Here is a 22,121-nt window from a genome sequence, read left to right on the forward strand (position 1 = left end):
CGGATTTCTGGAGGTATTTATTATGTCCTATGAGAGAATATCCAACGCTCGACAAAAAACAGTAGGTGCCAAACAAACTGCCAAGGCGGTGGAAAAGGGTCGGGCCAAAGTTGTGTTTGTGGCTAAAGATGCTGAACGGCACGTTGTGGAACCGGTTATCAGGGCCTGTAAAGCAAAGGCTATTCCGGTGGTTGAAGTGGACAGTATGAAGATGCTGGGAAAGGCGTGCAGTATTGACGTTCGCTGTGCCGTGGCTGCAATTCTTGAAGAATAGCCGTTTGAGGCTTGTCATATTACAGTTTTTACTGGGGAAGGGAGGTGTTGTTTGGAAATGCCGACCATTAATCAACTTATTCGTAAAAACAGGAAAATGGTAACCGGGAAGTCTGACTCACCGGCCCTGAGAGGCTGCCCGCAAAAGCGTGGTGTTTGCACCAGGGTTTACACAACCACTCCCAAGAAGCCGAACTCGGCTTTGCGTAAGGTGGCTAGGGTGCGTCTGACCAACGGTATTGAAGTAACCTCCTACATTCCTGGCATCGGCCACAACCTGCAGGAGCACTCAGTGGTACTGGTTCGCGGTGGCCGGGTTAAAGATCTTCCGGGTGTTCGTTACCATATTGTACGTGGTGCGCTGGATACAGCCGGAGTGCAGGATCGCAACCAAGGGCGTTCAAAATATGGAACAAAACGGCCCAAAAAATAAAGAAGTAATTATAGTAAATAAATATGTTTATACTGCAAGATTATACCGATAAACCTGTGTAAAAGGGGGGAAAGTGGTGCCGAGAAAAGGTGAAGTTCCCAAGCGTGAAGTACTGCCTGATCCGGTATACGGCAGCAAGGTTGTAACTAAGCTGATAAATCAAATCATGCTGGATGGCAAAAAAGGATTGGCAGAACGTATTGTTTATAATGCTTTTGATATAATTCGCGAGAAAACCGGCAAAGATCCGGTTGAGGTGTTTGAAGAGGCAATGAAAAATGTAATGCCGGTATTGGAAGTTAAGGCGCGCCGTGTGGGCGGTGCCAACTACCAGGTTCCGGTGGAAGTGCGCCAGGAACGCCGTCAAACCCTGGGTATTCGCTGGATAACCAATTATGCCCGCCAGCGTTCCGGCCGCAACATGGCGGAAAGACTGGCTTTCGAAATTATGGATGCTGCACAGGGTACTGGCGGTGCAGTTAAAAAACGTGAAGATACACATAAAATGGCTGAAGCCAACAAAGCATTTGCGCATTACAGGTGGTAAGGAGGATAAAGTATGGCTCGTAGGTTTCCATTAGAGCGCACACGCAACATAGGTATTATGGCTCACATTGACGCTGGCAAAACAACAACCACCGAGCGCATTTTGTTCTACACCGGTAGGGTGCATAAAATTGGTGAAGTGCATGACGGTGCGGCAACCATGGACTGGATGGTGCAGGAACAGGAAAGGGGTATTACCATTACCTCTGCTGCTACCACCTGTCAGTGGCGGGATCATCGTATCAACATTATAGATACGCCAGGCCACGTGGACTTTACGGTGGAAGTGGAGCGTTCGCTGCGCGTGCTGGATGGTGCTGTGGCGGTGTTCTGCTCAGTGGGGGGCGTGGAACCCCAGTCAGAAACTGTTTGGAGGCAGGCAGACAAGTATCGCGTGCCGAGGATTGCTTATGTAAATAAGATGGACCGCATTGGTGCTGATTTCTTCAGATGTATGGACATGATGCGGGAAAGATTGGGAGCAAACCCCGTAGCCGTTCAGCTGCCCATTGGCGCAGAGGATGAGTTTAAGGGGATTGTGGATTTAATTAAAAACAAAGCAGTTATATATGTAGATGATTTGGGCACCAGAAGTGAACTGTCAGAGATACCCGAAGAAATGAAGGATCTGGTGGAAGAGTACCGGGAAAAGCTGCTGGAAGCGGTGGCTGAAACCGATGAAGAGTTGATGATGAAATACCTGGAAGGGGAAGAACTTACCGAGGAGGAAATACGCCTCGCTGTTCGCAAAGCTACCCTGGCGGTGGAAATGATTCCGGTGCTTTGTGGATCTTCATTTAAAAACAAGGGTGTACAGCTGCTTTTGGATGCCATTGTTGATTATCTGCCGGCTCCCACCGATGTCCCTGCCGTTAGTGGAATCAATCCTGATACGGGGGAAGAAGATCGCCGGGTGGCCAGGGATGACGAGCCCTTTTCTGCTTTGGCCTTTAAAATCATGGCTGACCCTTATGTGGGTAGGCTGGCGTTCTTCAGGGTATATTCCGGTAATTTGAAATCCGGATCATATATTTTCAACAGCAGCAAAGGCAAGAAAGAACGGGTGGGGCGCATTTTGCAAATGCATGCCAATCACCGGGAAGAAATTGACGAAGTGTATGCCGGCGACATTGCTGCTGCTGTGGGGTTAAAGGTTACCGGTACCGGTGACACCTTGTGTGATGAAAAACACCCCATAATACTGGAAGCAATGGAGTTTCCCGAGCCAGTTATCGATGTAGCCATTGAGCCAAAAACCAAAGCTGACCAAGATAAATTAGCTGTTGCACTGCAGAAACTAGCTGATGAAGACCCCACATTTAAAACGCATACCGATCACGAGACGGGTCAAACAATCATTTCCGGTATGGGTGAACTGCACCTGGAAGTTATTGTTGACCGTCTGCTGAGGGAATTTAAGGTAGAAGCCAATGTGGGCAGACCCCAGGTGGCGTATAAAGAAACCATCAAAAAGGCTGTTAAGGCTGAAGGTAAATTTGTACGTCAATCCGGCGGCCGCGGGCAGTACGGTCATGTTCACATAGAACTGGAGCCCCTTGAGCCCGGCGGTGGTTATGAATTTGTGAACAAAATTGTTGGTGGGGTAGTGCCCAAGGAATATATTCCTGCCGTTGATGCGGGAATAAAGGAAGCTATGCAAACCGGGGTTCTTGCCGGTTATCCCATGATAGATATTAAAGCTACACTGTTTGACGGGTCATATCACGAAGTGGACTCTTCTGAAATGGCCTTTAAGGTAGCCGCTTCCATGGCTTTGAAAGAGGGGGCTAAAAAAGCTGACCCCGTAATACTGGAGCCGATTATGAAAGTTGAAGTGGTTATGCCGGAAGAGTATATGGGCGATGTGATGGGAGATCTTAACAGCCGCCGCGGTCGGGTGGAGTCTATGGATCAAAGGGGTAACGCGAAAGTTATCGTTGCCAATGTTCCCCTGGCAGAGATGTTTGGCTACGCCACTGAGCTGCGTTCCCGCACTCAGGGACGCGGGCAGTATACAATGCAGTTCTCCCATTACGAAGAGGTTCCTAAAAATATAGCCGATGAAATTATTTCTAAAAATGCTTAAAAATTTCTGATTGATTAAGGGGGAATAGTGAAATGGCAAAGGCTAAATTCGAGCGCACTAAGCCGCACGTGAACATCGGTACCATCGGTCACGTTGACCATGGTAAAACCACTCTTACTGCCGCCATTACTATTACACTGTCTAAGTCTTTTGGTGGCGATGTTAAGAAATACGACGAAATTGACAATGCTCCGGAAGAGCGTGAACGCGGTATTACCATTAACACAGCTCACGTGGAGTATGAGACCGAAAAACGTCACTATGCCCACGTGGACTGCCCGGGACACGCTGACTACGTTAAGAACATGATTACCGGTGCCGCTCAAATGGACGGTGCTATTTTGGTGGTATCCGCTGCTGACGGTCCGATGCCCCAAACCCGTGAGCACATTCTGCTGTCCCGCCAGGTAGGCGTTCCTTCCATCGTTGTATTTTTAAATAAAGCCGATATGGTAGACGATGAAGAGCTGCTGGAACTGGTGGACATGGAAGTACGTGAACTGCTGAATGAATACGAGTTCCCCGGCGATGACACTCCCATTGTTGCCGGCTCTGCTTTAAAAGCTATGGAGTGCGGCTGCGGCAGCCGGGAGTGTGAATGGTGCGGTAAGATTTGGGAACTGATGGATAAGGTGGACGAATACATTCCCACCCCTGAGCGTGACACCGATAAAGACTTCTTGATGCCTGTGGAGGACGTATTCTCCATCACCGGTCGCGGTACCGTTGCCACCGGTCGTGTGGAGCGCGGTATAGTTAAGCAGGGTGATGAGGTAGAAATCGTAGGTTTGGCTGACGAGCCGAAGAAGACCGTTGTAACCGGTGTGGAAATGTTCCGCAAGCTGCTGGACTATGCGGAAGCCGGAGATAACGTTGGCTGCCTGCTGCGGGGTATCGACCGTAAGGAGATCGAGCGCGGCCAAGTGCTGGCTAAACCCGGCAGCATCAACCCGCACACCAAGTTTGATGCGGAAGTATATGTACTGACCAAAGAAGAAGGCGGCCGTCACACCCCGTTCTTTAACGGATACCGCCCGCAGTTCTACTTCCGTACCACCGACGTTACCGGTACAATTCAGCTGCCGGAGGGTGTGGAAATGGTAATGCCCGGTGACAACACCAAGTTTACCATTGAGTTAATCACCCCCATTGCTATTGAAGAAGGTCTGCGTTTTGCTATTCGTGAGGGCGGCCGTACCGTAGGTGCCGGCGTTGTAACAGCCATTCACGAGTAAAAACTGGTAGTATAAATTGGGAGGTGGGTATTCACAGCCCCCACCTCCTGTCATGTGTCTGCAGTAGTAATTAAAGGCACTAAAAGTCAACTGGTAGCGATGAAGTGAGAGGTTGCCTGAAAACAGGGGAATTTTCACCGAGTAGTCCGCTTCAATCGGGCGATAAGGAGGATGTATTGATGAAAAAGCAAAAAATTCGCATTAGGTTAAAAGCATATGATCATCAAATGCTTGATCAGTCTGCGCTGAAAATTGTGGATACAGCAAAGCGCACCGGCGCTTCGGTGTCCGGTCCTGTGCCGCTGCCCACTGAAAAGACTATATACACCATTTTGCGTTCTCCCCACGTTAACAAGGACTCCAGGGAACAATTTGAAATGCGTGTACACAAGAGACTGATCGACATTGTTGATCCCACTCCCAAGACGGTGGATTCATTAATGCGCCTTGACCTGCCGGCCGGGGTGGATATTGAAATTAAGCTTTAATTAAATTTGGCAAGTGAAACACCCGGGTCAGTGTTCCTGGGGTTTTAGAAAACGATTAAGTTCGAGCAGTTCGAACCGCTGATCGTGATACAGGAGGTGCTTGGAGCTATGTCTAAAGCAATTTTGGGTAAAAAAGTAGGTATGACACAAATTCTTACACCTGAAGGCAAAGCTATCCCGGTTACTGTTATCGAAGCCGGCCCGTGTGTGGTAGTGCAAAAGAAAACTGTTGACACCGACGGGTATAACGCTGTACAGATAGGTTTTGGTTACAAACCGGAAAGACTGGTAAATAAGCCTTTAAAAGGTCATTTCGCTAAATATGGTGTGCGTCCCGTTCGTTATTTAAAAGAATTAAGAACGGATAATATAGATGAGTACCAGGTTGGTCAAGAAATAAAGGCTGACATCTTTGCCGAGGGTGAGAAAGTGGACGTTGTCGGCACTTCAAAGGGACGTGGTTTTGCCGGTACCATCAAGCGCCATGGCTTCCATCGCGGACCTATGAGTCACGGCTCTAAAAATCACCGCCGGCCTGGTTCCTCAGGTGCGTTGGGGCCGCAGCGGACTTTTAAAGGTAAAAAAGCCCCCGGTCACTATGGGGTGGAGCGGGTTACCGTGCAGAACCTCGAGCTGGTGAGAGTTGATGCCGAGCGCAACTTGATCGCTGTAAAAGGTGCTGTTCCCGGACCGCGGGGTGGCCTGATAATGATTAAAAACAGTGTTAAGGCCAAGTAGCAGCCGGTAGCGAAAGGAGGAATAAGTGATGCCCAAAGTAGCAGTTTATAATATTAATGGCCAACAGGTCGGCGAAACAGAGCTGAACGACAGCGTATGGGGTATCCAGCCAAACGAGCATGTGCTGCACGCGGCAGTGGTTATGCAGTTAGCCGGCCGGCGGTTGGGCACCCACGACACCAAGACTAGATCTGAGGTGCGCGGTGGTGGCCGTAAGCCTTGGAGACAGAAAGGTACAGGTCGTGCAAGACATGGTAGCATTAGATCACCTATTTGGCGTGGTGGCGGTATAGTCTTTGGTCCTCATCCCAGGAGTTATAAGTATTCACTGCCCAAGAAGGTAAGACGACTGGCCATGAAATCAGCTTTATCCGCCAAGGTGCAAAACGGTGAAATCTTGGTAGTGGATAGTCTGACACTGGATCAGCCGAAAACAAAAGAAATGGTGAACATTTTAAATAACCTGAATGTGAAAACCAAAGCTCTGGTGGTAACTGCCGAGCGGGAGGACAATGTTATAAAATCTGCCCGCAATATTCCGGGAGTTAAGCCTTTAAGAGCTGAAGGGTTAAATGTTTACGACATACTGCACCACGACAAGTTGGTCATTACTAAAGATGCGGTGGCCAAAGTCGAGGAGGTGCTGGCATAGTGAAAAACCCCCGTGATATCATCATCAAGCCGGTGATATCTGAAAAAAGTACAGACCTGCTGGCTGATAACAAATATACTTTTTGGGTTGACAAAAAAGCCAACAAAATAGAAATCAGACAGGCAGTGGAAAAGCTGTTTAATGTTAAGGTGGTAAAGGTAAACACCATGAATGTCAAGGGTAAAACCAAGCGTGTGCGTCAATACGTTGGTAAAACCCCGGATAGGAAAAAAGCTATCGTAAAACTCGCTGAAGGCGACAAGATAGAGATATTCGAAGGACTGTAAGGAGGGATGCCAGGTGGCGATTAAAAAGTTTAAACCAACCTCCCCTGGTCGCCGCTTTGTAACGGTTTCGGATTTTGCCGAAATTACTAAAACCGAACCTGAGAAGTCCTTGCTGCAACCTCTGAAAAAAAATGCCGGCCGTAACAACCAGGGACGTATTACAGTAAGACACCGCGGCGGCGGGCATAAGAGGATGTACCGCATTATTGACTTCAAACGGGATAAAGACGGAATTCCGGCTAAAGTAGCCGCTATTGAATACGATCCAAACCGTTCGGCGCTAATTGCATTACTGCATTATGCTGACGGAGAAAAACGTTATATAATTGCACCTAAAGATCTGCAGGTGGGAAGTTATGTTGAATCAGGTCCCGAGGCTGATATTAAAGTGGGTAATGCTCTGCCGCTGGCAAATATCCCGGTGGGTACCATGATTCATAATATTGAATTACACCCGGGACACGGCGGCCAGCTGGTGCGCTCCGCAGGCGCGGCAGCACAGCTGATGGCTAAGGAAGGCAAATATGTTACCATCCGCATGCCGTCTGGTGAAATGCGCTTGATTTTACAAACATGCCGGGCAACCATTGGCCAGGTGGGCAATGTTGATCATGAAAACATTACCATTGGTAAAGCCGGTCGCCAGCGTTGGTTGGGCAGACGTCCCACCGTACGTGGTGTGGTAATGAACCCTGTTGATCACCCCCACGGTGGTGGTGAAGGCCGTTCACCCATCGGACGTCACCCTGTTACTCCTTGGGGTAAACCGGCACTGGGTGCACGCACCCGTAAGAAAAAGCATAGTGATAAGCTGATTATTAAGCGGCGTAAAAAGTAATTAAAAGGGGGTCCAGATATGGGTCGGTCACTCAAGAAAGGACCATATGTAGATAAAAAACTTTTGGCCAGAATTGAAAAGATGAACGAAACCGGTGAGAAAAAGGTTATTAAGACCTGGTCCCGCAGTTCTACCATTTTTCCTGAAATGGTAGGGCACACCATTGCGGTACACGATGGTCGCAAGCATGTACCTGTGTACATTACCGAAGATATGATTGGGCATAAGTTGGGAGAATTTGCTCCCACACGTACTTTCCGTGGCCATGGAGACCATACAGAAAGGTCTACTGCTCTTAAGTAGTCCAGAGAGGGGGGCAATAAGTTATGGAAGCAAGAGCTATTGCCAGGTACATTCGGATATCCCCGCGCAAGGTGCGTCAGGTGGTGGATTTGATTCGCGGCAAAGATATTAATGAAGCCTTGGCAATTTTAAAGTATACACCTAAGCGGGCATCAGAAGCAGTAGCAAAGGTAATTAATTCTGCTGCAGCAAATGCTGAGCATAACTACGAAATGGATAAGGATAACCTGTACATTGCCGAAGCCTATGTGGATCAGGGTCCCACCCTCAAGCGCTATCGTCCCCGGGCCTACGGCCGGGCAGATATGAAGCGCAAACGCACCAGCCACATTACCGTTGTGGTAAAAGAGAAGAAGGAGGGATAACTTAGTGGGACAAAAGGTTAACCCTAAAGGATTGCGGGTCGGCATCATCAAAGACTGGGACTCAAAATGGTTTGCCAACAAGCGTGATTTTTCCGCTTTATTGATTGAAGACGTTAAAATTCGGGAGTATATTAAGAAAAAACTGTACCCGGCCGGCATTTCTCGTATTCAAATAGAGCGTGCTGCCAACCGGATTAAAATAACCATTTTCACCGCTAAACCCGGTATTGTAATCGGCCGTGGCGGTGCCGAAGTGGAAGCTTTAAGACAGAAGTTGGAAAAGATGACCGGGAAGAAAGTTAACGTTAACATTCAAGAAATTAAAACCCCGGAAATAGATGCCCAGCTGGTGGCTGAAAACGTGGCCGCTCAGTTGGAGAGACGGATCGCTTTCCGCAGGGCAATGAAGCAGGTTGTAAACAGAGCCATGAAAATGGGAGCCAAGGGTATTAAAGTTGCGGTAAGCGGCCGCCTGGGTGGGGCGGAAATTGCTCGCACCGAGTGGACCAGTGAAGGTAAAGTTCCTTTGCACACCTTACGTGCAGATATTGATTATGGATTTGCAGAAGCTGACACCACTTACGGCAAAATAGGTGTAAAAGTTTGGATATATAAAGGAGAGGTGTTGCCCCAAAGGGCAAAGGCGGTTGCCAAAGAAGGAGGGGAATAGGTAATGTTAATTCCGAAAAGGGTTAAGTATCGTAAACAACACCGGCCCCGCAAACTGTCTGGTAGGTCCAAAGGTGGTACTGAGGTACACTTTGGTGAATATGGTTTGCAAGCTTTAGAAGCCGGTTGGATTACCAACCGTCAAATTGAGGCCGCCCGTATTGCAATGACCCGTTATATCAAACGGGGTGGTAAAGTTTGGATTCGTATATTCCCTGATAGGCCTATTACAGAAACACCTGCCGAAACCCGTATGGGTAAAGGTAAAGGTACTCCGGAGCATTGGGTGGCCGTAGTGAAGCCGGGCCGTGTAATGTTTGAAATTGCCGGTGTACCGGAAGAAGTGGCTAGTGAAGCCATGAGATTGGCCTCTCATAAATTACCCGTAAAATGTAAATTCGTTAAACGTGGGGAAGTAGGTGAAGCCAATGAAAAGTAAAGAGCTCCGTGAACTGACAAACGAAGAATTAAACAAAAAGCTGGATGAATCAAAAGATGAGCTCTTTAAGCTGAGATTCCAATTGGCCACCGGACAGTTGGATAATCCGATGAAGATAAAAGAGGTTCGCCGGAAAATTGCACGTATTAAAACCATTATTAGAGAACGTGAGCTGGGAATTAAGAGAGCATAGCCTTTGCTCGTGAGAGGAAGGAGGCATAGCTGTGCAGAAGCGCAATTATCGCAAGGTAAGATACGGCCGTGTTGTAAGTGATAAAATGGATAAAACAGCTGTGGTGGCTGTGGAAACCTTAAGCAGACACCCGTTGTACGGCAAGACCGTACGGAAGAGCAAAAAGTACAAAGCCCACGATGAAGAAAACATCTGCCGCATTGGTGATGAAGTAAAAATCATGGAAACCCGCCCCTTATCAAAGGATAAGCGCTGGCGTGTGGTAGAAGTTATTCGCCGGGCTAAGCAAATCTAATCTAATAAACTCCTTTTATGGAGCCAACGGCGTTGAAAGGAGGGAATCACCTTGATTCAAGTAGAAACCAAACTCAACGTTGCTGACAATACAGGTGCACGCAAGCTGCAGTGCATTCGTGTGCTGGGAGGTTCGACAAGACGCTATGCTTCCCTGGGAGATACCATTGTTGCTTCAGTAAAAGAAGCCACACCAGGCGGCGTTGTTAAGAAAGGTGACGTAGTTAAAGCGGTGGTTGTGCGTACTAAAAAGGAAGTACGCAGGGATGACGGTTCATATATAAAATTTGATGAAAATGCAGCAGTAATAATTAGAGACGACAAAAGCCCCAGAGGTACCCGTATCTTTGGCCCGGTGGCCAGGGAATTACGTGAAAAAGACTACATGAAAATTGTTTCTCTGGCCCCTGAGGTTCTGTAAGATTGGAGGTGCATAACAGTGCCAAAAGTGCATGTGCGTAAGGGAGATACAGTTGTTGTAATAACCGGTAAAGATGCCGGCAAAAAAGGCAAGGTATTGGAAGTACACCCCAAAACCAGCCGGGTTGTGGTTGAGGGGGTTAACATCGTAAAACGCCACACTCGCCCCAATCCAAAGATGCCGCAGGGTGGTATCGTAGAGAAACCTGCTCCCATACACAGTTCCAATGTAATGCCGTTTTGTTCCAAGTGCAATAAGCCTGTTCGCGTAAGCAAGAAAATAGAAAACGGCAAAAAAGAACGTGTTTGCAAGGTTTGCGGTGAAGTGTTGAGCTAATCCACAAGCGGGAAGGAGGTATCCACCTGTGCCTAGGCTGAAAGATAAATATAGCCAAGAAGTAGTTAAAGCAATGATGGAGAAGTTTGGCTATAAAAACATAATGGAAGTACCCAAGTTAGAAAAGGTTACCATCAACATGGGGCTGGGAGAAGCCACACAAAACTCCAAAATTATCGACTCTGCTGTTGAAGATTTGATGATTATTACCGGCCAGCGCCCGGTGGTGACAAGAGCCAAGAAATCTATTGCAGGATTTAAACTGAGAGCAGGTATGCCCATTGGTGCAAAAGTAACCCTGCGTGGAAATAAAATGTGGGAATTTGTTGACAAACTGTTCAACATCTCCCTGCCCAGGGTTCGTGACTTCCGTGGGGTATCCCCCACCGCCTTTGACGGTAGAGGCAACTATACGCTGGGTATTAAAGAACAGCTTATTTTCCCTGAGATTGACTATGATAAAGTGGACAAAGTGCGCGGCTTGGAAGTATGCTTTGTAACCACTGCCAAAACAGATGAAGAAGCTCGGGAACTGCTCAGGCTGTTGGGTATGCCGTTTAAAAAGGCCAGCTAGAACCCGTCGTTAATCCGGCAAAATACAGCGTCCGGTAAAGGAGGGAAATTTAATGGCTAAAAAAGCTATGATTAACAAAGCTAAGCGCCCACCGAAATTCAAAGTACGGGCGTACAATCGCTGCAAATTATGTGGCAGACCCCATGCATATATGAGGAAGTTCGGTATTTGCCGTATTTGTTTCCGGGAACTGGCATACAAAGGCGAGATCCCGGGTGTTAAAAAGGCCAGCTGGTAGAAAGGAAGGAGGTAGGGGCAATGGTAATGACGGATCCCATTGCGGACTTCTTGACTCGTATTCGCAATGCTAACATGGTATACAAGGGTGTAGTTGAGGCTCCTGCATCCAATGTAAAAAAGGCAATTGCGCAAATTCTTAAAGAAGAAGGTTACATCAAGGAATACGAATACATTGAAGACGGTAAGCAGGGCATCTTGAGGATTTATATGAAATATCCCGGTGAAAAGGAAAGAGTAATCACCGGGTTAAAAAGAATATCCAAGCCGGGCCTGCGGGTTTATGCTAAAAAAGACAGCATTCCAAAGGTTTTAGGCGGCCTTGGTATTGCTATAATTTCCACTTCCAAAGGAATTATGACCGACAAGAAAGCCCGTCAGCTGGGCGTGGGCGGCGAGGTCATTTGCTACGTCTGGTAATGATGGCTAAGGAGGTGTAGAACTTGTCTCGTACTGGCAGAAAACCAATTCCGGTGCCCGAAGGTGTTGAAGTGAAAATTGAGGGTAACGTAGTTCGGGTAAAGGGCCCTAAGGGTCAATTGGAAAAAGAAATGCACCGGGATATGAATATCAAAATAGAAGATAAGCAAATCATTGTTGAACGCCCGTCAGATAGCAAACAGCATAAAGCGCTGCACGGAACCACCCGTTCATTAATTGCCAACATGGTTGAAGGGGTCACCAAAGGTTTCCAGAAGAACCTGGAGCTGGTTGGTGTGGGATACCGGGCGCAAAAGCAGGGTAAAAAACTGGTGCTGAGCATGGGGTACTCCCACCCGGTGGAAATGGAAGCCCCTGAAGGCATTGAAATAGAAGTGCCTGCAGCAAACAAAATTCAAGTAAAAGGTGTAGATAAGCAACTGGTAGGTATTGTTGCTGCCAAAATCCGTGAGGTACGCTTACCTGAGCCGTATAAGGGTAAGGGCATTAAGTACGAAGGCGAACACATTCGCCGCAAAGCTGGTAAAGCAGGTAAGTAATTGGGGAAGGAGTGAAATCAGTTGATAAAAAAGCCTGACCGGAAGGCGATACGTGCCAAGCGTCGTCAGAGACTGCGCAATAAGCTGCGTGGTACTGCTGAGCGCCCGAGGTTAAACGTTTACCGCAGTCTAAACCATATTTATGCTCAAGTGATTGATGATGATAAGGGTGTAACGCTGGTTGCTGCTTCATCCCTCTCGCCGGAGCTGAAAGGAAAATTAGAAACAGGCGGCAACATTGAAGCTGCTAAAGAAGTGGGTAAACTAATTGCTAAAAAAGCTCTGGATTCAGGTGTTAAAAAAGTAGTTTTCGATAGAGCCGGGTATATTTATCACGGCCGGGTAAAAGCTCTGGCTGAAGCGGCCAGAGAAGGCGGGCTGGATTTCTAGTTAGGGTTATTTAAGGAGGGAATTCAAAGCGTAATGTCAAAAATTGACGCCAGCAAATTGGAACTGTCCGAAAAGGTTGTATTTATTAACCGCGTAGCCAAGGTGGTAAAAGGCGGCCGGCGTTTCAGTTTTTCTGCCTTGGTGGTGGTTGGTGACGGAAACGGCCACGTTGGTGCCGGTCTTGGCAAGGCTGCCCAGGTTCCCGATGCCATTCGCAAAGGGGTAGAAGATGCCAAGAAGAATATGATTAAGATACCCTTGAACGGTACTACCCTTCCGCACGAAGTGATGGGTAAGTTTGGTGCCGGCAGGGTGCTGTTAAAGCCTGCTGCTCCCGGTACCGGAGTTATTGCCGGTGGTCCGGTAAGGGCTGTCTTGGAGCTGGCCGGGGTACGGGATATTTTGACCAAGTCGTTGGGATCAAACAATGCCAACAATATGGTTAAGGCAACCCTGGAAGGGTTGAAATCACTGAAAACACCGGAAGAAGTAGCACGGCTCAGAGGAAAATCCGTGGAAGAACTGCTAGGTTAGGAGGGCGGATATGGCCAAGTTAAAAATTACACTGGTGAAAAGCCCAATTGGCAGGTCGGCAAAACAACGCATAACTGTAAAGACACTGGGTCTGAAGAAAGTTAACGGTTCAGTTATTCAAGAGGACACCCCGCAGATCCGGGGCATGATTGCCAAAGTATCACACATGGTTAAGGTAGAAGAATTGTAAGGGAGGTGCGACGGTGAAACTACACGAGTTGAAACCGGCTCCTGGTTCAAGAAAAAAACCAACCCGTAAGGGTCAAGGCCCTGGCTCAGGTTTAGGCAAGACTGCCGGCCGCGGTCAAAAGGGTCAAAAAGCCCGTTCCGGCGGTGGCGTTAGACCGGGTTTTGAAGGTGGCCAAATGCCCTTACAACGCCGCTTGCCCAAACGAGGCTTTACAAATATCTTTAAGAAACAAATTGTAGCTATAAATGTGCAGGAATTAAACAGGTTTGAAAACAATACCGTTGTTACCCCGGAATTGCTTAAAGAAACGGGAGTAATCAAAAAAATTGGTGATGGGGTAAAGATATTGGGTAACGGTGAGCTGGAAAAATCCCTAACCGTTAAGGCACACGCCTTTAGCAAGTCAGCGGAGCAAAAGATCACTGCTGCTGGCGGCAATATCGAGGTGATTTAAGCTTGCTTAATAGCTTAAAAAATGCGTTAAAAGTAAGCGAATTGAAAAACAAGCTGCTGTTTACGTTGGCCATGCTGCTGGTCTTTAGGGTTGCCGCGCACATTCCTGTGCCCGGCGTTGACCCGACAGTATTTGAGGAACTGGCCAACAGTAATGCGCTGTTGGGTTTCTTTGATGTTATTTCCGGTGGCGCGTTTAAAAATGTTTCAGTGGTTGCCATGGGTATTTTCCCTTACATTAACGCATCAATTATTATGCAGTTACTGACGGTGGTTGTTCCCCGCTTGGAGCAGCTGGCCAAAGAAGGGGAAGAGGGACGGAAAAAAATTACCCAGTATACCAGGTACTTTACAGCGGTAATTGCCTTTATTCAGGCTATCGGGTTATCCATCTACTTAAAAGGTGCGCTGGAAAATCCGGGACCCTTTTCCTATGCTGCTGTAGCCATTACCCTGACCGCAGGTACGATATTTTTGATGTGGTTGGGGGAACAAATTACGGAAAAGGGAATTGGCAACGGTATTTCACTGATCATTTTTGCGGGTATTGTATCCCGTATTCCGTCGGCACTGGTAAACCTGTATAAACTGTTGGCAGCGGGTACCATAAACATTCTCAGCATCCTGCTGCTGGTAGTAATAGCCCTGGCTGTTATAGCTGGTATTGTCTTTGTACAGCAGGGGCAGCGCCGTATTCCGGTACAGTATGCCAAGCGGGTTGTGGGCCGCCGGGTTTACGGCGGGCAGACAACACACCTGCCGATTAAAGTTAACCAGGCCGGTGTTATTCCTGTAATTTTTGCCTCATCATTGTTAATGTTTCCGCAGCAGCTGGTTCAGTGGTTTGGCAGCGCCGGCTTAGCAGAGTGGTATGCTAAATATTTGGGATTCGGCTCAGTTCTGAATACCATTGTTTATGCTTTGTTAATTATTGGGTTCACATACTTTTACACCGCTGTAATTATGAACCCGCTGGATATGGCAGAAAACATCAAGAGAAACGGTGGATTTATTCCCGGCATAAGGCCGGGCAGACCCACTGCTGAGTATATTTCCAAGGTGTTAAGCAGAATTACCATGGCCGGGGCGGTGTTCCTGGCATTTATAGCCATCCTGCCCAATTTTGTGCTGGCATTGACCCAAATACCCGGTATATGGTTTGGCGGTACGTCACTGCTCATTGTAGTAGGTGTGGCCCTTGATACTATGAAACAGATTGAGTCTCACTTACTGATGCGCAGCTATCAAGGATTTATTAAGTAAGGGATGGATATGTATGATTAGCTGTAAATCAGAAAGAGAACTTAATTACATGCGTGATGCAGGCAAATTGGTAGCGGAAACACACAGGGAACTGCAGCAGGCCGTAAAGCCGGGTATAAGTACAAAGGAACTGGATACCGTGGCCGAGGACTTTATAATCAAGCACGGTGCCAGGCCGGCCTTTAAGGGTTTATATGGATTTCCCGCTACCATTTGCGCCTCTGTTAATGAAGAAGTGGTACATGGGATACCCGGTTTAAGAAAACTGGAAACTGGGGATATTATTAGTATTGACCTTGGAGCGGAAATAAATGGATACTACGGGGATGCCGCCAGAACTCTGCCGGTGGGGTCGGTAAGTGATGAGGCGTTGGAGCTTATGAGGGTAACCGAACAGGCCCTGTATATTGGGATAGATAATGCGGTAAGTGGAAACCGCCTGTCGGATATATCCCATGCCATACAAAGTTATGTAGAGGCTCATGGCTTTTCGGTGGTACGTGATTATGTGGGCCACGGTATAGGCAGTAAGCTGCATGAGGAACCACAGGTACCCAACTTTGGCCGCCCTGGACGTGGGCCGCGGCTCAAACAGGGTATGACATTAGCTATAGAACCGATGGTTAATGTGGGCACATTTGAGGTGCAAACTCTTCCCAACAACTGGACGGTGGTCACCAGAGACAAGAAATTGTCAGCCCATTTTGAGCATACTATTGCCATAACAGATGATGTGCCTGAAATTTTAACGAAATTATAAGCCTGCGGACCACTGACCGAAGAGGTTGTGGGAGGTGCCTAAAATTAAGGACGTTGATTTTAAAGTAGGGCAATTAGTTTGCTCAACTGCCGGACGGGATAAAGGTAAACTTTATCTGGTTATAGGGTCGGCTGAAGACAACCGTGTGTGGGTTGCAGATGGGAGCGTACGCAGGGTTGAAAATCCCAAGAAAAAAAATATTAAACACTTGAGAAAACTTCCCTTTATTGCCGGCATACCAGCCGGTGGGAAAATCAGGAATGGGGACATTAGAGATAGTATTACAAAATATAGGGAGAGCAGTGAGAGTGTTTAACCAGGGAAGAGTAAAGGGGGCGTATATAGACTAATGTCAAAGAGTGATGTTATTGAAGTAGAGGGTACCGTGATAGAACCTCTTCCGAATGCCATGTTCCGGGTGGAACTGGCTAATGGTCATAAAATACTGGCGCATGTATCCGGTAAAATTCGGATGAATTTTATTCGCATACTGCCCGGTGATAAAGTAATGGTGGAATTGTCTCCTTATGATTTAACAAGAGGAAGAATAGTATATCGGTATAAGTAACACCCAGTGAAGGAGGGTGCAACATGAAAGTAAGACCGTCGGTGAAACCAATTTGTGAAAAGTGTAAAATTATTCGCCGTAAAGGTAAAGTTATGGTTATTTGTGTTAACCCCAAGCATAAGCAAAAGCAAGGGTAAATTGGAGGTGTTCATAACAGATGGCACGTATTGCCGGGGTGGATTTGCCCAGGGATAAACGGGTGGAAATTGCCCTGACCTATATATATGGTATTGGTCATTCCACATCCAAAAAGATATTAGCTCAAACCGGTGTGAACCCGGACACCAGAGTGCGGGATCTGACCGAAGAAGAAGTTAACAGGTTGCGTGAATATATTGATAAAAACCTGAAGGTTGAAGGTGACCTGCGGAGAGAAGTTGCTTTAAATATTAAGCGGTTGATTGAAATTGGCTGCTATCGCGGTATAAGGCACCGTCGTGGGCTGCCGGTGCGGGGTCAAAAGACAAAGACCAACGCACGTACACGCAAAGGTCCGAAGAAAACTGTTGGTGTACGCAGAAAGAAGTAGGCTAGGAGGGAAGTGTAATACATGGCCCGTCGTGCAGCACGTCCTAGAAGACGTGAAAGAAAAAATGTTGAATCAGGTATTGCATATATTAAATCTTCATTTAACAATACCATTGTAACTATAACTGATCCAAAGGGAAACACTATTGCCTGGGCATCAGCCGGCCAGGTGGGCTTTAAGGGATCCCGGAAAAGCACACCTTTTGCTGCTCAGATGACAGCGGAGAAAGCAGCCAAAGCGGCCATAGATCACGGTATGAAAACCGTTCAAGTAAAGGTTAAAGGCCCGGGCGCCGGCCGTGAGGCGGCAATTCGTTCACTGCAAGCAGCAGGTTTGGAAGTAAACATGATTCAAGACATTACTCCCATTCCGCATAACGGCTGCCGGCCGCCAAAACGTCGGAGAGTTTAAGGGAGGGTGAGTAAATATGGCTAGATATACTGGTGCTCAATGCAAACTTTGTCGGCGTGAAGGCGTTAAGCTTTACCTAAAAGGGGATCGTTGCTATACAGGTAAATGTGCCATCGACAGACGCAGTTATGCACCCGGTCAGCACGGTCAATCTCGTAGAAAAGTTTCTGAGTATGGTTTGCAGCTGCGTGCAAAACAAAGAGCGCGCCGTTTATACGGTGTTCTGGAAAAGCAGTTTAGGAACTACTTTAAAGAAGCAGCCCGTCAGCCTGGTGTAACAGGTACCAACCTGCTTCGTTTGTTAGAACGTCGTCTGGACAACGTAATATACCGTCTTGGTTTGGGTGCTTCCCGTAACGAGGCCCGTCAGCTGGTTTTACACGGGCATTTTGAAGTTAATGGTCGCAGGGTTAACATACCGTCATATCTGGTTAAGGTTGGCGATGAAATTACAGTCAAGGATAAGAGCAAAAATTCCCCGAGAATCAAAGAGTTGATGGAGCGGGCCGGTGAAAAGACCCCTCCGGCATGGCTTGAGTATGACGCAGAGCAGGCAAAAGGTCGAGTAGTGGCCCTCCCCACCCGGGAACAAATTGATGTTCCCATTGAAGAACATCTTATCGTTGAGCTTTATTCCAGGTAGGTCGGCATGTTAAGCGGTTTGCTTCTTTCCGGCCAAAGGAGGGTTACCGTAAATGTTGGAAATTGAGAAACCAAAAATTGAATGTGTTGAAGTAAATGAAGAAGGCAATTACGGAAAATTCGTGTTGGAGCCCCTGGAACGGGGTTACGGTATCACGTTAGGCAACAGCCTGCGCCGTATTTTGCTGTCATCGCTACCCGGGGTAGCGGTGACATCGGTTAAAATAGACGGCGTGCTGCATGAATTTTCAACAGTTCCAGGTGTTAGGGAAGATGTAACGGACATTATTCTTAACCTTAAAGGTCTGTGTGTTAAATTAACCGGGGAAGAAGACGAAAAGATCCTGCGGATAGAAGCTCAGGGTGAGTGTAATGTTACCGCAGGGGATATTATAGCTGATGCCGATGTGGAAATATTAAATCCTGAACTGCACATTGCCAGTTTAGCGGAGGATAGCCGCCTGTACATGGAAATTACTGTGGCCAGGGGCCGGGGTTATGCATCAGCTGAAAAGAATAAGAAAGGTGAGCATGTTATAGGGGTAATTCCTGTGGACTCGGCGTTTACTCCCGTTAGAAAGGTAAATTATACCGTGGAGAATACCCGAGTGGGACAGATTACTGACTATGACAAACTAACACTGGAAGTTTGGACTGACGGTAGCATAAGCCCGGATGAAGCAACCAGCTTAGCTGCTAAAATAATGAGTGAGCATCTGCAGCTGTTTATCAATCTAACTGAAGCAACCAATGACGTAGAAATCATGGTAGAAAAAGAGGAAGAACAAAAGGACAAAATTATGGAGATGTCCATCGAAGAGCTGGACCTGTCTGTACGTTCATATAACTGCTTAAAGCGTGCTGGCATCAACACGGTGGAAGAACTGACACAACGTTCGGAAGAGGAAATGATGAAAGTGCGCAACTTGGGTAAGAAGTCCCTGGAAGAAGTTGTTAACAAGCTCAGTGAGTTGGGACTTAGTTTAAGGAAAGACGACGAGTAAGGGAGGGAGAACGGTGAGCTATCGCAAGTTAGGTCGCAACACCGGTCACCGTAAAGCTATGCTGCGCAACCTGGTAACTTCCCTGTTCCGGGACAACCGCATTGAAACCACAGAAACCAGGGCTAAGGAAGTTAAGAGTATAGCTGAAAAACTGGTAACCCTGGCTAAGCGGAATGATCTGCATGCCAGACGCCAGTGCTTGGAATATATTTACGATAAAAAAGTTGTGCGCAAGTTATTTGACGATATTGCACCAAGACATGCCGATCGTCCGGGTGGATACACTCGTATTGTAAAGATTGGATTCCGCAGGGGCGACGCAGCGCCGATGGTGATTTTAGAACTGCTGTAAAGGCGGCCTCACCAAGTGTGGTCGCCCCAAATAGTATTTGTTTTAAGTCGTGGGAAATCGCTTTGCGATTTCCTTCTCGGCGTTTAGGGGTGTTTGAAAGGTGGGAAATCTGTGCCGCCATCCGCAGCAGGTAACAATGAACCGCTGATAATTTTAGAAAATGTGGATTACTCATACCCGGTGGGTGACGGCGGTTTTGTGCGGGCATTATCCGGCTGCAGTTTGAAAATTAAACGCGGGGAGTTTGTAACCATTGCCGGCAGCAATGGCTCGGGAAAATCGACTTTAGCCAAGCACTTAAATGCTTTGCTCCTTCCGGAGAAGGGTAAAGTGCTGGTAGACGGCTTGGATACAAGCTGTGAAGACAATGTCTGGGAGATACGCAGGCGGGTGGGGATGGTATTTCAGAATCCTGATAACCAGCTGGTGGCGGCAGTGTCTGAAGAGGATGTTGCTTTCGGCCCGGAAAATTTAGGTTTACCCCCGGGGGAAATAAGAAAACGGGTGCGGTATTACCTGGATCTTTTAAAGCTGACAGAGGTTAAAGACCGCCCGCCCCATTTACTGTCCGGGGGGCAGAAGCAGCGCCTGGCCGTTGCCGGGGTGCTGGCCATGGAACCCCTGTGTATTGTGCTGGATGAACCCACGGCCATGCTTGATCCTGCCGGCAGAAGGGAGCTGCTGCAGGCCGTTACCAAACTTAACAGGGAGCTGAAAGTAACCGTTATTTTAATCACCCACTTGATGGAAGAAGCGGTGTTTTCTCAGCGGATGGTGCTGCTGCATAAGGGGAAAATAGTTATGGATGGCACCCTCAGGGAGATTTTTGCCCGGAGAGAGCGGGTGGAAGGGTACGGTTTAGTGCTGCCGGAGGCAGCACAGTTGGCTGAAAAACTAAAGGCAGTGGGGTTTCATTTTCAACAGCTGCCGTTAAGTATTGATGAGCTGGTGGATGGTTTATGTGGGCAATTGAAGTAGAAAACCTCTGCTATACACACAGCCGGGGTACGCCTTTTGAAAAAGCTGCTTTACAAAATGTATCTGTAAAGATTGCCCGGGGACAGACTGCTGCTATAATTGGCCCCACCGGTTCAGGCAAATCTACCCTGGTGCAGCATTTTAACGGCATTTTAGCTCCGCAGAAGGGTACCGTTAAAATTTTGGGCCGCAACGCCGCGGATAAAGCTGTGAGAACAGGATTATGGCGGCAGGTTGGCCTGGTATTTCAATACCCGGAACAGCAGCTGTTTGAAGAAACTGTTTATGATGATATTGCCTTTGCTCCCAAAAATTTGGGTTTAAGCAAAGAGGAAATTAAAAACAGGGTGTACAGGGCCCTTAATGATACCGGACTGCCGGAAAATATTTTAACCCGCTCACCCCTCAGCTTAAGCGGTGGTTTAAAAAGGCGGGTGGCCATAGCCGGGGTGCTGGCCCTGCAGCCGGAGATACTGGTGCTGGACGAACCAACTGCCGGGATGGATCCGGTAAGCAAAAAACAGTTTTTAAATACCCTTAAAAAACTGCAGCAGCGTAATGATATCACCATTATAATGGTTACTCACAGTATGGAAGATGCTGCCAGATTAGCGGATTGGGTGCTGGTGCTGGATGATGGAAGGGCTGTTCTGGAAGGAACAACCCGGGAAGTGTTCAAGCAGGCGCACAAAATAATCAGCATTGGCCTGGATGTGCCTGTAGAAGTCAAGACGATGCTGAAACTGCGGCAGCGGGGTATACCTGTACGCAGTGATGTGCTGGGGCTGGATGAAGCGGTGAAAGAAATTGTTAAGGTTAAGGAACAGTTGAAAAAACCGGGAGGCTAGTGTATATGCTGGGGCATATTCCCCTGGGACAATTTATACCGGGACATTCACCGGCACATCGTTTAAGCCCGGTAAGTAAAATTGTAATCGTGATAGTAAGCGCGGTGGGAATAATGCTGCTGCCCGGTTTTTATGGTCTGCTCATCGCCGGGGGTTATCTGCTGTTAATGATGTTATTTACCGGTGGAACGGCCGTTTATGCCTTTAAGGGATTGAAACCGCTGTGGATATTAATAGCTTTTACCTTTATTTTTCAGGCTTTGGCCGTACCGGGGGAACCGGTGTTTACACTGGGCGCTTTTGATGTTACCAGGCAGGGGCTGGAAAAAGCGGGGTTGATGACCGGCCGGCTGCTTTTTTTGGTACTGCTGGCATCTCTGCTTACCCTTACCACATCGCCCATAGGCCTGACCCGGGGATTGGAAAAACTGCTTAGTCCTTTGAAGAAATTTGGCCTGCCCGTTCATGAATTGGCCATGATGATGACCATTGCATTAAGGTTTATTCCCACTTTAATAAATGAAGCGGAAGTAATTATCAAAGCCCAGCGCTCCAGGGGTTCAGACTTGACCCGGGGTAACCCGGTGGATAGAATTAAAGCCCTGATCCCCTTTATCGTTCCCCTGCTGGCCGGTTCACTGCGCAGGGCTGAAGAACTGGCGGTGGCCATGGAAGCCCGGTGCTACCGCGGGGGAAACAATCGTACGGCTATGAAACAGATGAAAATGGGCAGAATAGATTTTGCCGCCCTAACGCTGGCATTGCTTTTTTTGTTGATATCAATCAGCGCTCGTTTGGCAGGTTGGTGATAA

The 22,121-nt window shown here is 47.7% G+C and carries 39 protein-coding genes; all 39 read left to right on the forward strand.

Going from position 1 to position 22,121, the window contains the following annotated elements; translation table 11 throughout:
• The first annotated feature begins 22 nt into the window (after nucleotides 1-22).
• Nucleotides 23-274 (forward strand): ribosomal L7Ae/L30e/S12e/Gadd45 family protein, encoded by a 252-nt coding sequence (locus JOC37_RS00940; RefSeq protein WP_204614971.1) that lies wholly within the window; start codon nucleotides 23-25, stop codon nucleotides 272-274.
• 57 nt (nucleotides 275-331) lie between these two features.
• Nucleotides 332-706 (forward strand): 30S ribosomal protein S12, encoded by a 375-nt coding sequence (gene rpsL / locus JOC37_RS00945; RefSeq protein WP_204615127.1) that lies wholly within the window; start codon nucleotides 332-334, stop codon nucleotides 704-706.
• 76 nt (nucleotides 707-782) lie between these two features.
• Complete coding sequence (gene rpsG / locus JOC37_RS00950) at nucleotides 783-1,253, forward strand: 30S ribosomal protein S7 (RefSeq protein WP_204614972.1); 471 nt, start codon at nucleotides 783-785, stop codon at nucleotides 1,251-1,253.
• Between the two features lie 12 nt (nucleotides 1,254-1,265).
• Complete coding sequence (fusA, locus tag JOC37_RS00955; protein WP_204614973.1) at nucleotides 1,266-3,338, forward strand: elongation factor G; 2,073 nt, start codon at nucleotides 1,266-1,268, stop codon at nucleotides 3,336-3,338.
• A 32-nt stretch (nucleotides 3,339-3,370) separates the two neighbouring features.
• Entirely contained in the window at nucleotides 3,371-4,573 is a 1,203-nt protein-coding gene (gene tuf, locus JOC37_RS00960; RefSeq protein WP_204614974.1) for an elongation factor Tu, read from the forward strand.
• Nucleotides 4,574-4,752: 179 nt separating this feature from the next.
• Nucleotides 4,753-5,061: a 30S ribosomal protein S10 gene (gene rpsJ, locus JOC37_RS00965; protein WP_204614975.1), complete on the forward strand. Its 309-nt coding sequence runs from the start codon at nucleotides 4,753-4,755 to the stop codon at nucleotides 5,059-5,061.
• A gap of 108 nt (nucleotides 5,062-5,169) precedes the next feature.
• Nucleotides 5,170-5,799, forward strand: a complete 630-nt coding sequence (rplC, locus tag JOC37_RS00970; RefSeq protein ID WP_204614976.1) for a 50S ribosomal protein L3 — start codon at nucleotides 5,170-5,172, stop codon at nucleotides 5,797-5,799.
• 28 nt (nucleotides 5,800-5,827) lie between these two features.
• Nucleotides 5,828-6,451 carry a 50S ribosomal protein L4 gene (gene rplD / locus JOC37_RS00975; RefSeq protein WP_204614977.1) on the forward strand — a complete coding sequence of 208 codons (624 nt, stop codon included), beginning with the start codon at nucleotides 5,828-5,830 and terminating at the stop codon, nucleotides 6,449-6,451.
• Entirely contained in the window at nucleotides 6,451-6,738 is a 288-nt protein-coding gene (gene rplW, locus JOC37_RS00980; RefSeq protein ID WP_204614978.1) for a 50S ribosomal protein L23, read from the forward strand. Before rplD ends, rplW begins: the two co-directional genes overlap by 1 nt.
• Before the next feature lie 13 nt (nucleotides 6,739-6,751).
• Nucleotides 6,752-7,576, forward strand: coding sequence for a 50S ribosomal protein L2 (gene rplB / locus JOC37_RS00985; protein ID WP_204614979.1), 825 nt, complete (start codon nucleotides 6,752-6,754; stop codon nucleotides 7,574-7,576).
• 18 nt (nucleotides 7,577-7,594) lie between these two features.
• Entirely contained in the window at nucleotides 7,595-7,879 is a 285-nt protein-coding gene (gene rpsS / locus JOC37_RS00990; RefSeq protein ID WP_204614980.1) for a 30S ribosomal protein S19, read from the forward strand.
• Between the two features lie 23 nt (nucleotides 7,880-7,902).
• Entirely contained in the window at nucleotides 7,903-8,244 is a 342-nt protein-coding gene (gene rplV, locus JOC37_RS00995) for a 50S ribosomal protein L22 (protein ID WP_204614981.1), read from the forward strand.
• Nucleotides 8,245-8,248: 4 nt separating this feature from the next.
• Complete coding sequence (gene rpsC / locus JOC37_RS01000) at nucleotides 8,249-8,914, forward strand: 30S ribosomal protein S3 (protein WP_204614982.1); 666 nt, start codon at nucleotides 8,249-8,251, stop codon at nucleotides 8,912-8,914.
• 3 nt (nucleotides 8,915-8,917) lie between these two features.
• Nucleotides 8,918-9,352, forward strand: coding sequence for a 50S ribosomal protein L16 (gene rplP, locus JOC37_RS01005; protein WP_204614983.1), 435 nt, complete (start codon nucleotides 8,918-8,920; stop codon nucleotides 9,350-9,352).
• Nucleotides 9,342-9,545 (forward strand): 50S ribosomal protein L29, encoded by a 204-nt coding sequence (gene rpmC, locus JOC37_RS01010; protein WP_204614984.1) that lies wholly within the window; start codon nucleotides 9,342-9,344, stop codon nucleotides 9,543-9,545. Before rplP ends, rpmC begins: the two co-directional genes overlap by 11 nt.
• A 25-nt stretch (nucleotides 9,546-9,570) precedes the next feature.
• A complete protein-coding gene (rpsQ, locus tag JOC37_RS01015; protein ID WP_338017317.1) occupies nucleotides 9,571-9,840 on the forward strand; it encodes a 30S ribosomal protein S17 in 270 nt (89 codons plus the stop codon).
• 51 nt (nucleotides 9,841-9,891) lie between these two features.
• Nucleotides 9,892-10,260, forward strand: a complete 369-nt coding sequence (rplN, locus tag JOC37_RS01020; RefSeq protein WP_204614986.1) for a 50S ribosomal protein L14 — start codon at nucleotides 9,892-9,894, stop codon at nucleotides 10,258-10,260.
• 18 nt (nucleotides 10,261-10,278) lie between these two features.
• Nucleotides 10,279-10,596 carry a 50S ribosomal protein L24 gene (rplX, locus tag JOC37_RS01025; RefSeq protein WP_338017312.1) on the forward strand — a complete coding sequence of 106 codons (318 nt, stop codon included), beginning with the start codon at nucleotides 10,279-10,281 and terminating at the stop codon, nucleotides 10,594-10,596.
• 28 nt (nucleotides 10,597-10,624) lie between these two features.
• Nucleotides 10,625-11,170 (forward strand): 50S ribosomal protein L5, encoded by a 546-nt coding sequence (rplE, locus tag JOC37_RS01030; RefSeq protein ID WP_204614987.1) that lies wholly within the window; start codon nucleotides 10,625-10,627, stop codon nucleotides 11,168-11,170.
• A gap of 52 nt (nucleotides 11,171-11,222) precedes the next feature.
• Entirely contained in the window at nucleotides 11,223-11,408 is a 186-nt protein-coding gene (locus JOC37_RS01035) for a type Z 30S ribosomal protein S14 (protein ID WP_204614988.1), read from the forward strand.
• A 20-nt stretch (nucleotides 11,409-11,428) separates the two neighbouring features.
• On the forward strand, nucleotides 11,429-11,827 hold the full coding sequence (gene rpsH / locus JOC37_RS01040; RefSeq protein ID WP_204614989.1) for a 30S ribosomal protein S8: 399 nt from the start codon (nucleotides 11,429-11,431) through the stop codon (nucleotides 11,825-11,827).
• Between the two features lie 23 nt (nucleotides 11,828-11,850).
• Nucleotides 11,851-12,387 carry a 50S ribosomal protein L6 gene (gene rplF / locus JOC37_RS01045; protein WP_204614990.1) on the forward strand — a complete coding sequence of 179 codons (537 nt, stop codon included), beginning with the start codon at nucleotides 11,851-11,853 and terminating at the stop codon, nucleotides 12,385-12,387.
• Between the two features lie 21 nt (nucleotides 12,388-12,408).
• Nucleotides 12,409-12,777 (forward strand): 50S ribosomal protein L18, encoded by a 369-nt coding sequence (rplR, locus tag JOC37_RS01050; RefSeq protein WP_204614991.1) that lies wholly within the window; start codon nucleotides 12,409-12,411, stop codon nucleotides 12,775-12,777.
• Nucleotides 12,778-12,810: 33 nt separating this feature from the next.
• Complete coding sequence (gene rpsE, locus JOC37_RS01055) at nucleotides 12,811-13,311, forward strand: 30S ribosomal protein S5 (protein ID WP_204614992.1); 501 nt, start codon at nucleotides 12,811-12,813, stop codon at nucleotides 13,309-13,311.
• A 10-nt stretch (nucleotides 13,312-13,321) separates the two neighbouring features.
• Complete coding sequence (gene rpmD / locus JOC37_RS01060; protein WP_204614993.1) at nucleotides 13,322-13,501, forward strand: 50S ribosomal protein L30; 180 nt, start codon at nucleotides 13,322-13,324, stop codon at nucleotides 13,499-13,501.
• Nucleotides 13,502-13,514: 13 nt separating this feature from the next.
• Nucleotides 13,515-13,955 carry a 50S ribosomal protein L15 gene (gene rplO / locus JOC37_RS01065; protein WP_204614994.1) on the forward strand — a complete coding sequence of 147 codons (441 nt, stop codon included), beginning with the start codon at nucleotides 13,515-13,517 and terminating at the stop codon, nucleotides 13,953-13,955.
• A gap of 2 nt (nucleotides 13,956-13,957) precedes the next feature.
• Complete coding sequence (secY, locus tag JOC37_RS01070; RefSeq protein WP_204614995.1) at nucleotides 13,958-15,217, forward strand: preprotein translocase subunit SecY; 1,260 nt, start codon at nucleotides 13,958-13,960, stop codon at nucleotides 15,215-15,217.
• 13 nt (nucleotides 15,218-15,230) lie between these two features.
• Nucleotides 15,231-15,977 (forward strand): type I methionyl aminopeptidase, encoded by a 747-nt coding sequence (gene map, locus JOC37_RS01075; protein ID WP_204614996.1) that lies wholly within the window; start codon nucleotides 15,231-15,233, stop codon nucleotides 15,975-15,977.
• Nucleotides 15,978-16,011: 34 nt separating this feature from the next.
• The gene (locus tag JOC37_RS01080) at nucleotides 16,012-16,293 is read left to right on the forward strand and encodes a KOW domain-containing RNA-binding protein (protein WP_238480682.1); all 282 of its coding nucleotides are present in this window, start codon (nucleotides 16,012-16,014) and stop codon (nucleotides 16,291-16,293) included.
• A 33-nt stretch (nucleotides 16,294-16,326) separates the two neighbouring features.
• Nucleotides 16,327-16,545: a translation initiation factor IF-1 gene (gene infA, locus JOC37_RS01085; protein WP_204614997.1), complete on the forward strand. Its 219-nt coding sequence runs from the start codon at nucleotides 16,327-16,329 to the stop codon at nucleotides 16,543-16,545.
• A gap of 23 nt (nucleotides 16,546-16,568) precedes the next feature.
• A complete protein-coding gene (gene rpmJ, locus JOC37_RS01090) occupies nucleotides 16,569-16,682 on the forward strand; it encodes a 50S ribosomal protein L36 (RefSeq protein ID WP_087065200.1) in 114 nt (37 codons plus the stop codon).
• Nucleotides 16,683-16,702: 20 nt separating this feature from the next.
• A complete protein-coding gene (gene rpsM / locus JOC37_RS01095; protein ID WP_204614998.1) occupies nucleotides 16,703-17,074 on the forward strand; it encodes a 30S ribosomal protein S13 in 372 nt (123 codons plus the stop codon).
• 21 nt (nucleotides 17,075-17,095) lie between these two features.
• On the forward strand, nucleotides 17,096-17,485 hold the full coding sequence (rpsK, locus tag JOC37_RS01100) for a 30S ribosomal protein S11 (protein ID WP_204614999.1): 390 nt from the start codon (nucleotides 17,096-17,098) through the stop codon (nucleotides 17,483-17,485).
• Between the two features lie 16 nt (nucleotides 17,486-17,501).
• Complete coding sequence (gene rpsD / locus JOC37_RS01105) at nucleotides 17,502-18,128, forward strand: 30S ribosomal protein S4 (RefSeq protein ID WP_204615000.1); 627 nt, start codon at nucleotides 17,502-17,504, stop codon at nucleotides 18,126-18,128.
• Between the two features lie 52 nt (nucleotides 18,129-18,180).
• Nucleotides 18,181-19,131 carry a DNA-directed RNA polymerase subunit alpha gene (locus tag JOC37_RS01110; protein ID WP_204615001.1) on the forward strand — a complete coding sequence of 317 codons (951 nt, stop codon included), beginning with the start codon at nucleotides 18,181-18,183 and terminating at the stop codon, nucleotides 19,129-19,131.
• 13 nt (nucleotides 19,132-19,144) lie between these two features.
• Nucleotides 19,145-19,483, forward strand: coding sequence for a 50S ribosomal protein L17 (gene rplQ / locus JOC37_RS01115; protein WP_204615002.1), 339 nt, complete (start codon nucleotides 19,145-19,147; stop codon nucleotides 19,481-19,483).
• Between the two features lie 111 nt (nucleotides 19,484-19,594).
• The gene (locus JOC37_RS01120; RefSeq protein WP_204615003.1) at nucleotides 19,595-20,461 is read left to right on the forward strand and encodes an energy-coupling factor transporter ATPase; all 867 of its coding nucleotides are present in this window, start codon (nucleotides 19,595-19,597) and stop codon (nucleotides 20,459-20,461) included.
• Nucleotides 20,443-21,309 (forward strand): energy-coupling factor transporter ATPase, encoded by an 867-nt coding sequence (locus JOC37_RS01125; protein WP_204615004.1) that lies wholly within the window; start codon nucleotides 20,443-20,445, stop codon nucleotides 21,307-21,309. The genes JOC37_RS01120 and JOC37_RS01125 overlap by 19 nt, the downstream gene beginning before the upstream one ends.
• A 5-nt stretch (nucleotides 21,310-21,314) precedes the next feature.
• Entirely contained in the window at nucleotides 21,315-22,118 is an 804-nt protein-coding gene (locus JOC37_RS01130; protein WP_204615005.1) for an energy-coupling factor transporter transmembrane component T family protein, read from the forward strand.
• Nucleotides 22,119-22,121: the final 3 nt, after the last annotated feature.

The organism is Desulforadius tongensis (assembly GCF_016907915.1).
Lineage (GTDB): Bacteria > Bacillota > Desulfotomaculia > Desulfotomaculales > Desulfohalotomaculaceae > Desulforadius > Desulforadius tongensis.

What these genes read in the sequence shown, in the direction of transcription:
- rpsK (WP_204614999.1), top strand. Translation starts at nt 17,096, where the DNA reads ATGGCCCGTCGTGCAGCACGTCCTAGAAGACGTGAAAGAAAAAATGTT.
- JOC37_RS01130 (WP_204615005.1), top strand. Translation starts at nt 21,315, where the DNA reads ATGCTGGGGCATATTCCCCTGGGACAATTTATACCGGGACATTCACCG.
- rpmC (WP_204614984.1), top strand. Translation starts at nt 9,342, where the DNA reads ATGAAAAGTAAAGAGCTCCGTGAACTGACAAACGAAGAATTAAACAAA.
- JOC37_RS01110 (WP_204615001.1), top strand. Translation starts at nt 18,181, where the DNA reads ATGTTGGAAATTGAGAAACCAAAAATTGAATGTGTTGAAGTAAATGAA.
- rplD (WP_204614977.1), top strand. Translation starts at nt 5,828, where the DNA reads ATGCCCAAAGTAGCAGTTTATAATATTAATGGCCAACAGGTCGGCGAA.
- JOC37_RS00940 (WP_204614971.1), top strand. Translation starts at nt 23, where the DNA reads ATGTCCTATGAGAGAATATCCAACGCTCGACAAAAAACAGTAGGTGCC.
- rpsL (WP_204615127.1), top strand. Translation starts at nt 332, where the DNA reads ATGCCGACCATTAATCAACTTATTCGTAAAAACAGGAAAATGGTAACC.
- rpsM (WP_204614998.1), top strand. Translation starts at nt 16,703, where the DNA reads ATGGCACGTATTGCCGGGGTGGATTTGCCCAGGGATAAACGGGTGGAA.
- rplV (WP_204614981.1), top strand. Translation starts at nt 7,903, where the DNA reads ATGGAAGCAAGAGCTATTGCCAGGTACATTCGGATATCCCCGCGCAAG.
- rplP (WP_204614983.1), top strand. Translation starts at nt 8,918, where the DNA reads ATGTTAATTCCGAAAAGGGTTAAGTATCGTAAACAACACCGGCCCCGC.
- rpsH (WP_204614989.1), top strand. Translation starts at nt 11,429, where the DNA reads ATGGTAATGACGGATCCCATTGCGGACTTCTTGACTCGTATTCGCAAT.
- map (WP_204614996.1), top strand. Translation starts at nt 15,231, where the DNA reads ATGATTAGCTGTAAATCAGAAAGAGAACTTAATTACATGCGTGATGCA.
- fusA (WP_204614973.1), top strand. Translation starts at nt 1,266, where the DNA reads ATGGCTCGTAGGTTTCCATTAGAGCGCACACGCAACATAGGTATTATG.
- rpsE (WP_204614992.1), top strand. Translation starts at nt 12,811, where the DNA reads ATGTCAAAAATTGACGCCAGCAAATTGGAACTGTCCGAAAAGGTTGTA.
- rpsJ (WP_204614975.1), top strand. Translation starts at nt 4,753, where the DNA reads ATGAAAAAGCAAAAAATTCGCATTAGGTTAAAAGCATATGATCATCAA.
- tuf (WP_204614974.1), top strand. Translation starts at nt 3,371, where the DNA reads ATGGCAAAGGCTAAATTCGAGCGCACTAAGCCGCACGTGAACATCGGT.
- rpmJ (WP_087065200.1), top strand. Translation starts at nt 16,569, where the DNA reads ATGAAAGTAAGACCGTCGGTGAAACCAATTTGTGAAAAGTGTAAAATT.
- rpsS (WP_204614980.1), top strand. Translation starts at nt 7,595, where the DNA reads ATGGGTCGGTCACTCAAGAAAGGACCATATGTAGATAAAAAACTTTTG.
- JOC37_RS01035 (WP_204614988.1), top strand. Translation starts at nt 11,223, where the DNA reads ATGGCTAAAAAAGCTATGATTAACAAAGCTAAGCGCCCACCGAAATTC.
- rpsD (WP_204615000.1), top strand. Translation starts at nt 17,502, where the DNA reads ATGGCTAGATATACTGGTGCTCAATGCAAACTTTGTCGGCGTGAAGGC.
- rpmD (WP_204614993.1), top strand. Translation starts at nt 13,322, where the DNA reads ATGGCCAAGTTAAAAATTACACTGGTGAAAAGCCCAATTGGCAGGTCG.
- rplC (WP_204614976.1), top strand. Translation starts at nt 5,170, where the DNA reads ATGTCTAAAGCAATTTTGGGTAAAAAAGTAGGTATGACACAAATTCTT.
- JOC37_RS01125 (WP_204615004.1), top strand. Translation starts at nt 20,443, where the DNA reads ATGTGGGCAATTGAAGTAGAAAACCTCTGCTATACACACAGCCGGGGT.
- infA (WP_204614997.1), top strand. Translation starts at nt 16,327, where the DNA reads ATGTCAAAGAGTGATGTTATTGAAGTAGAGGGTACCGTGATAGAACCT.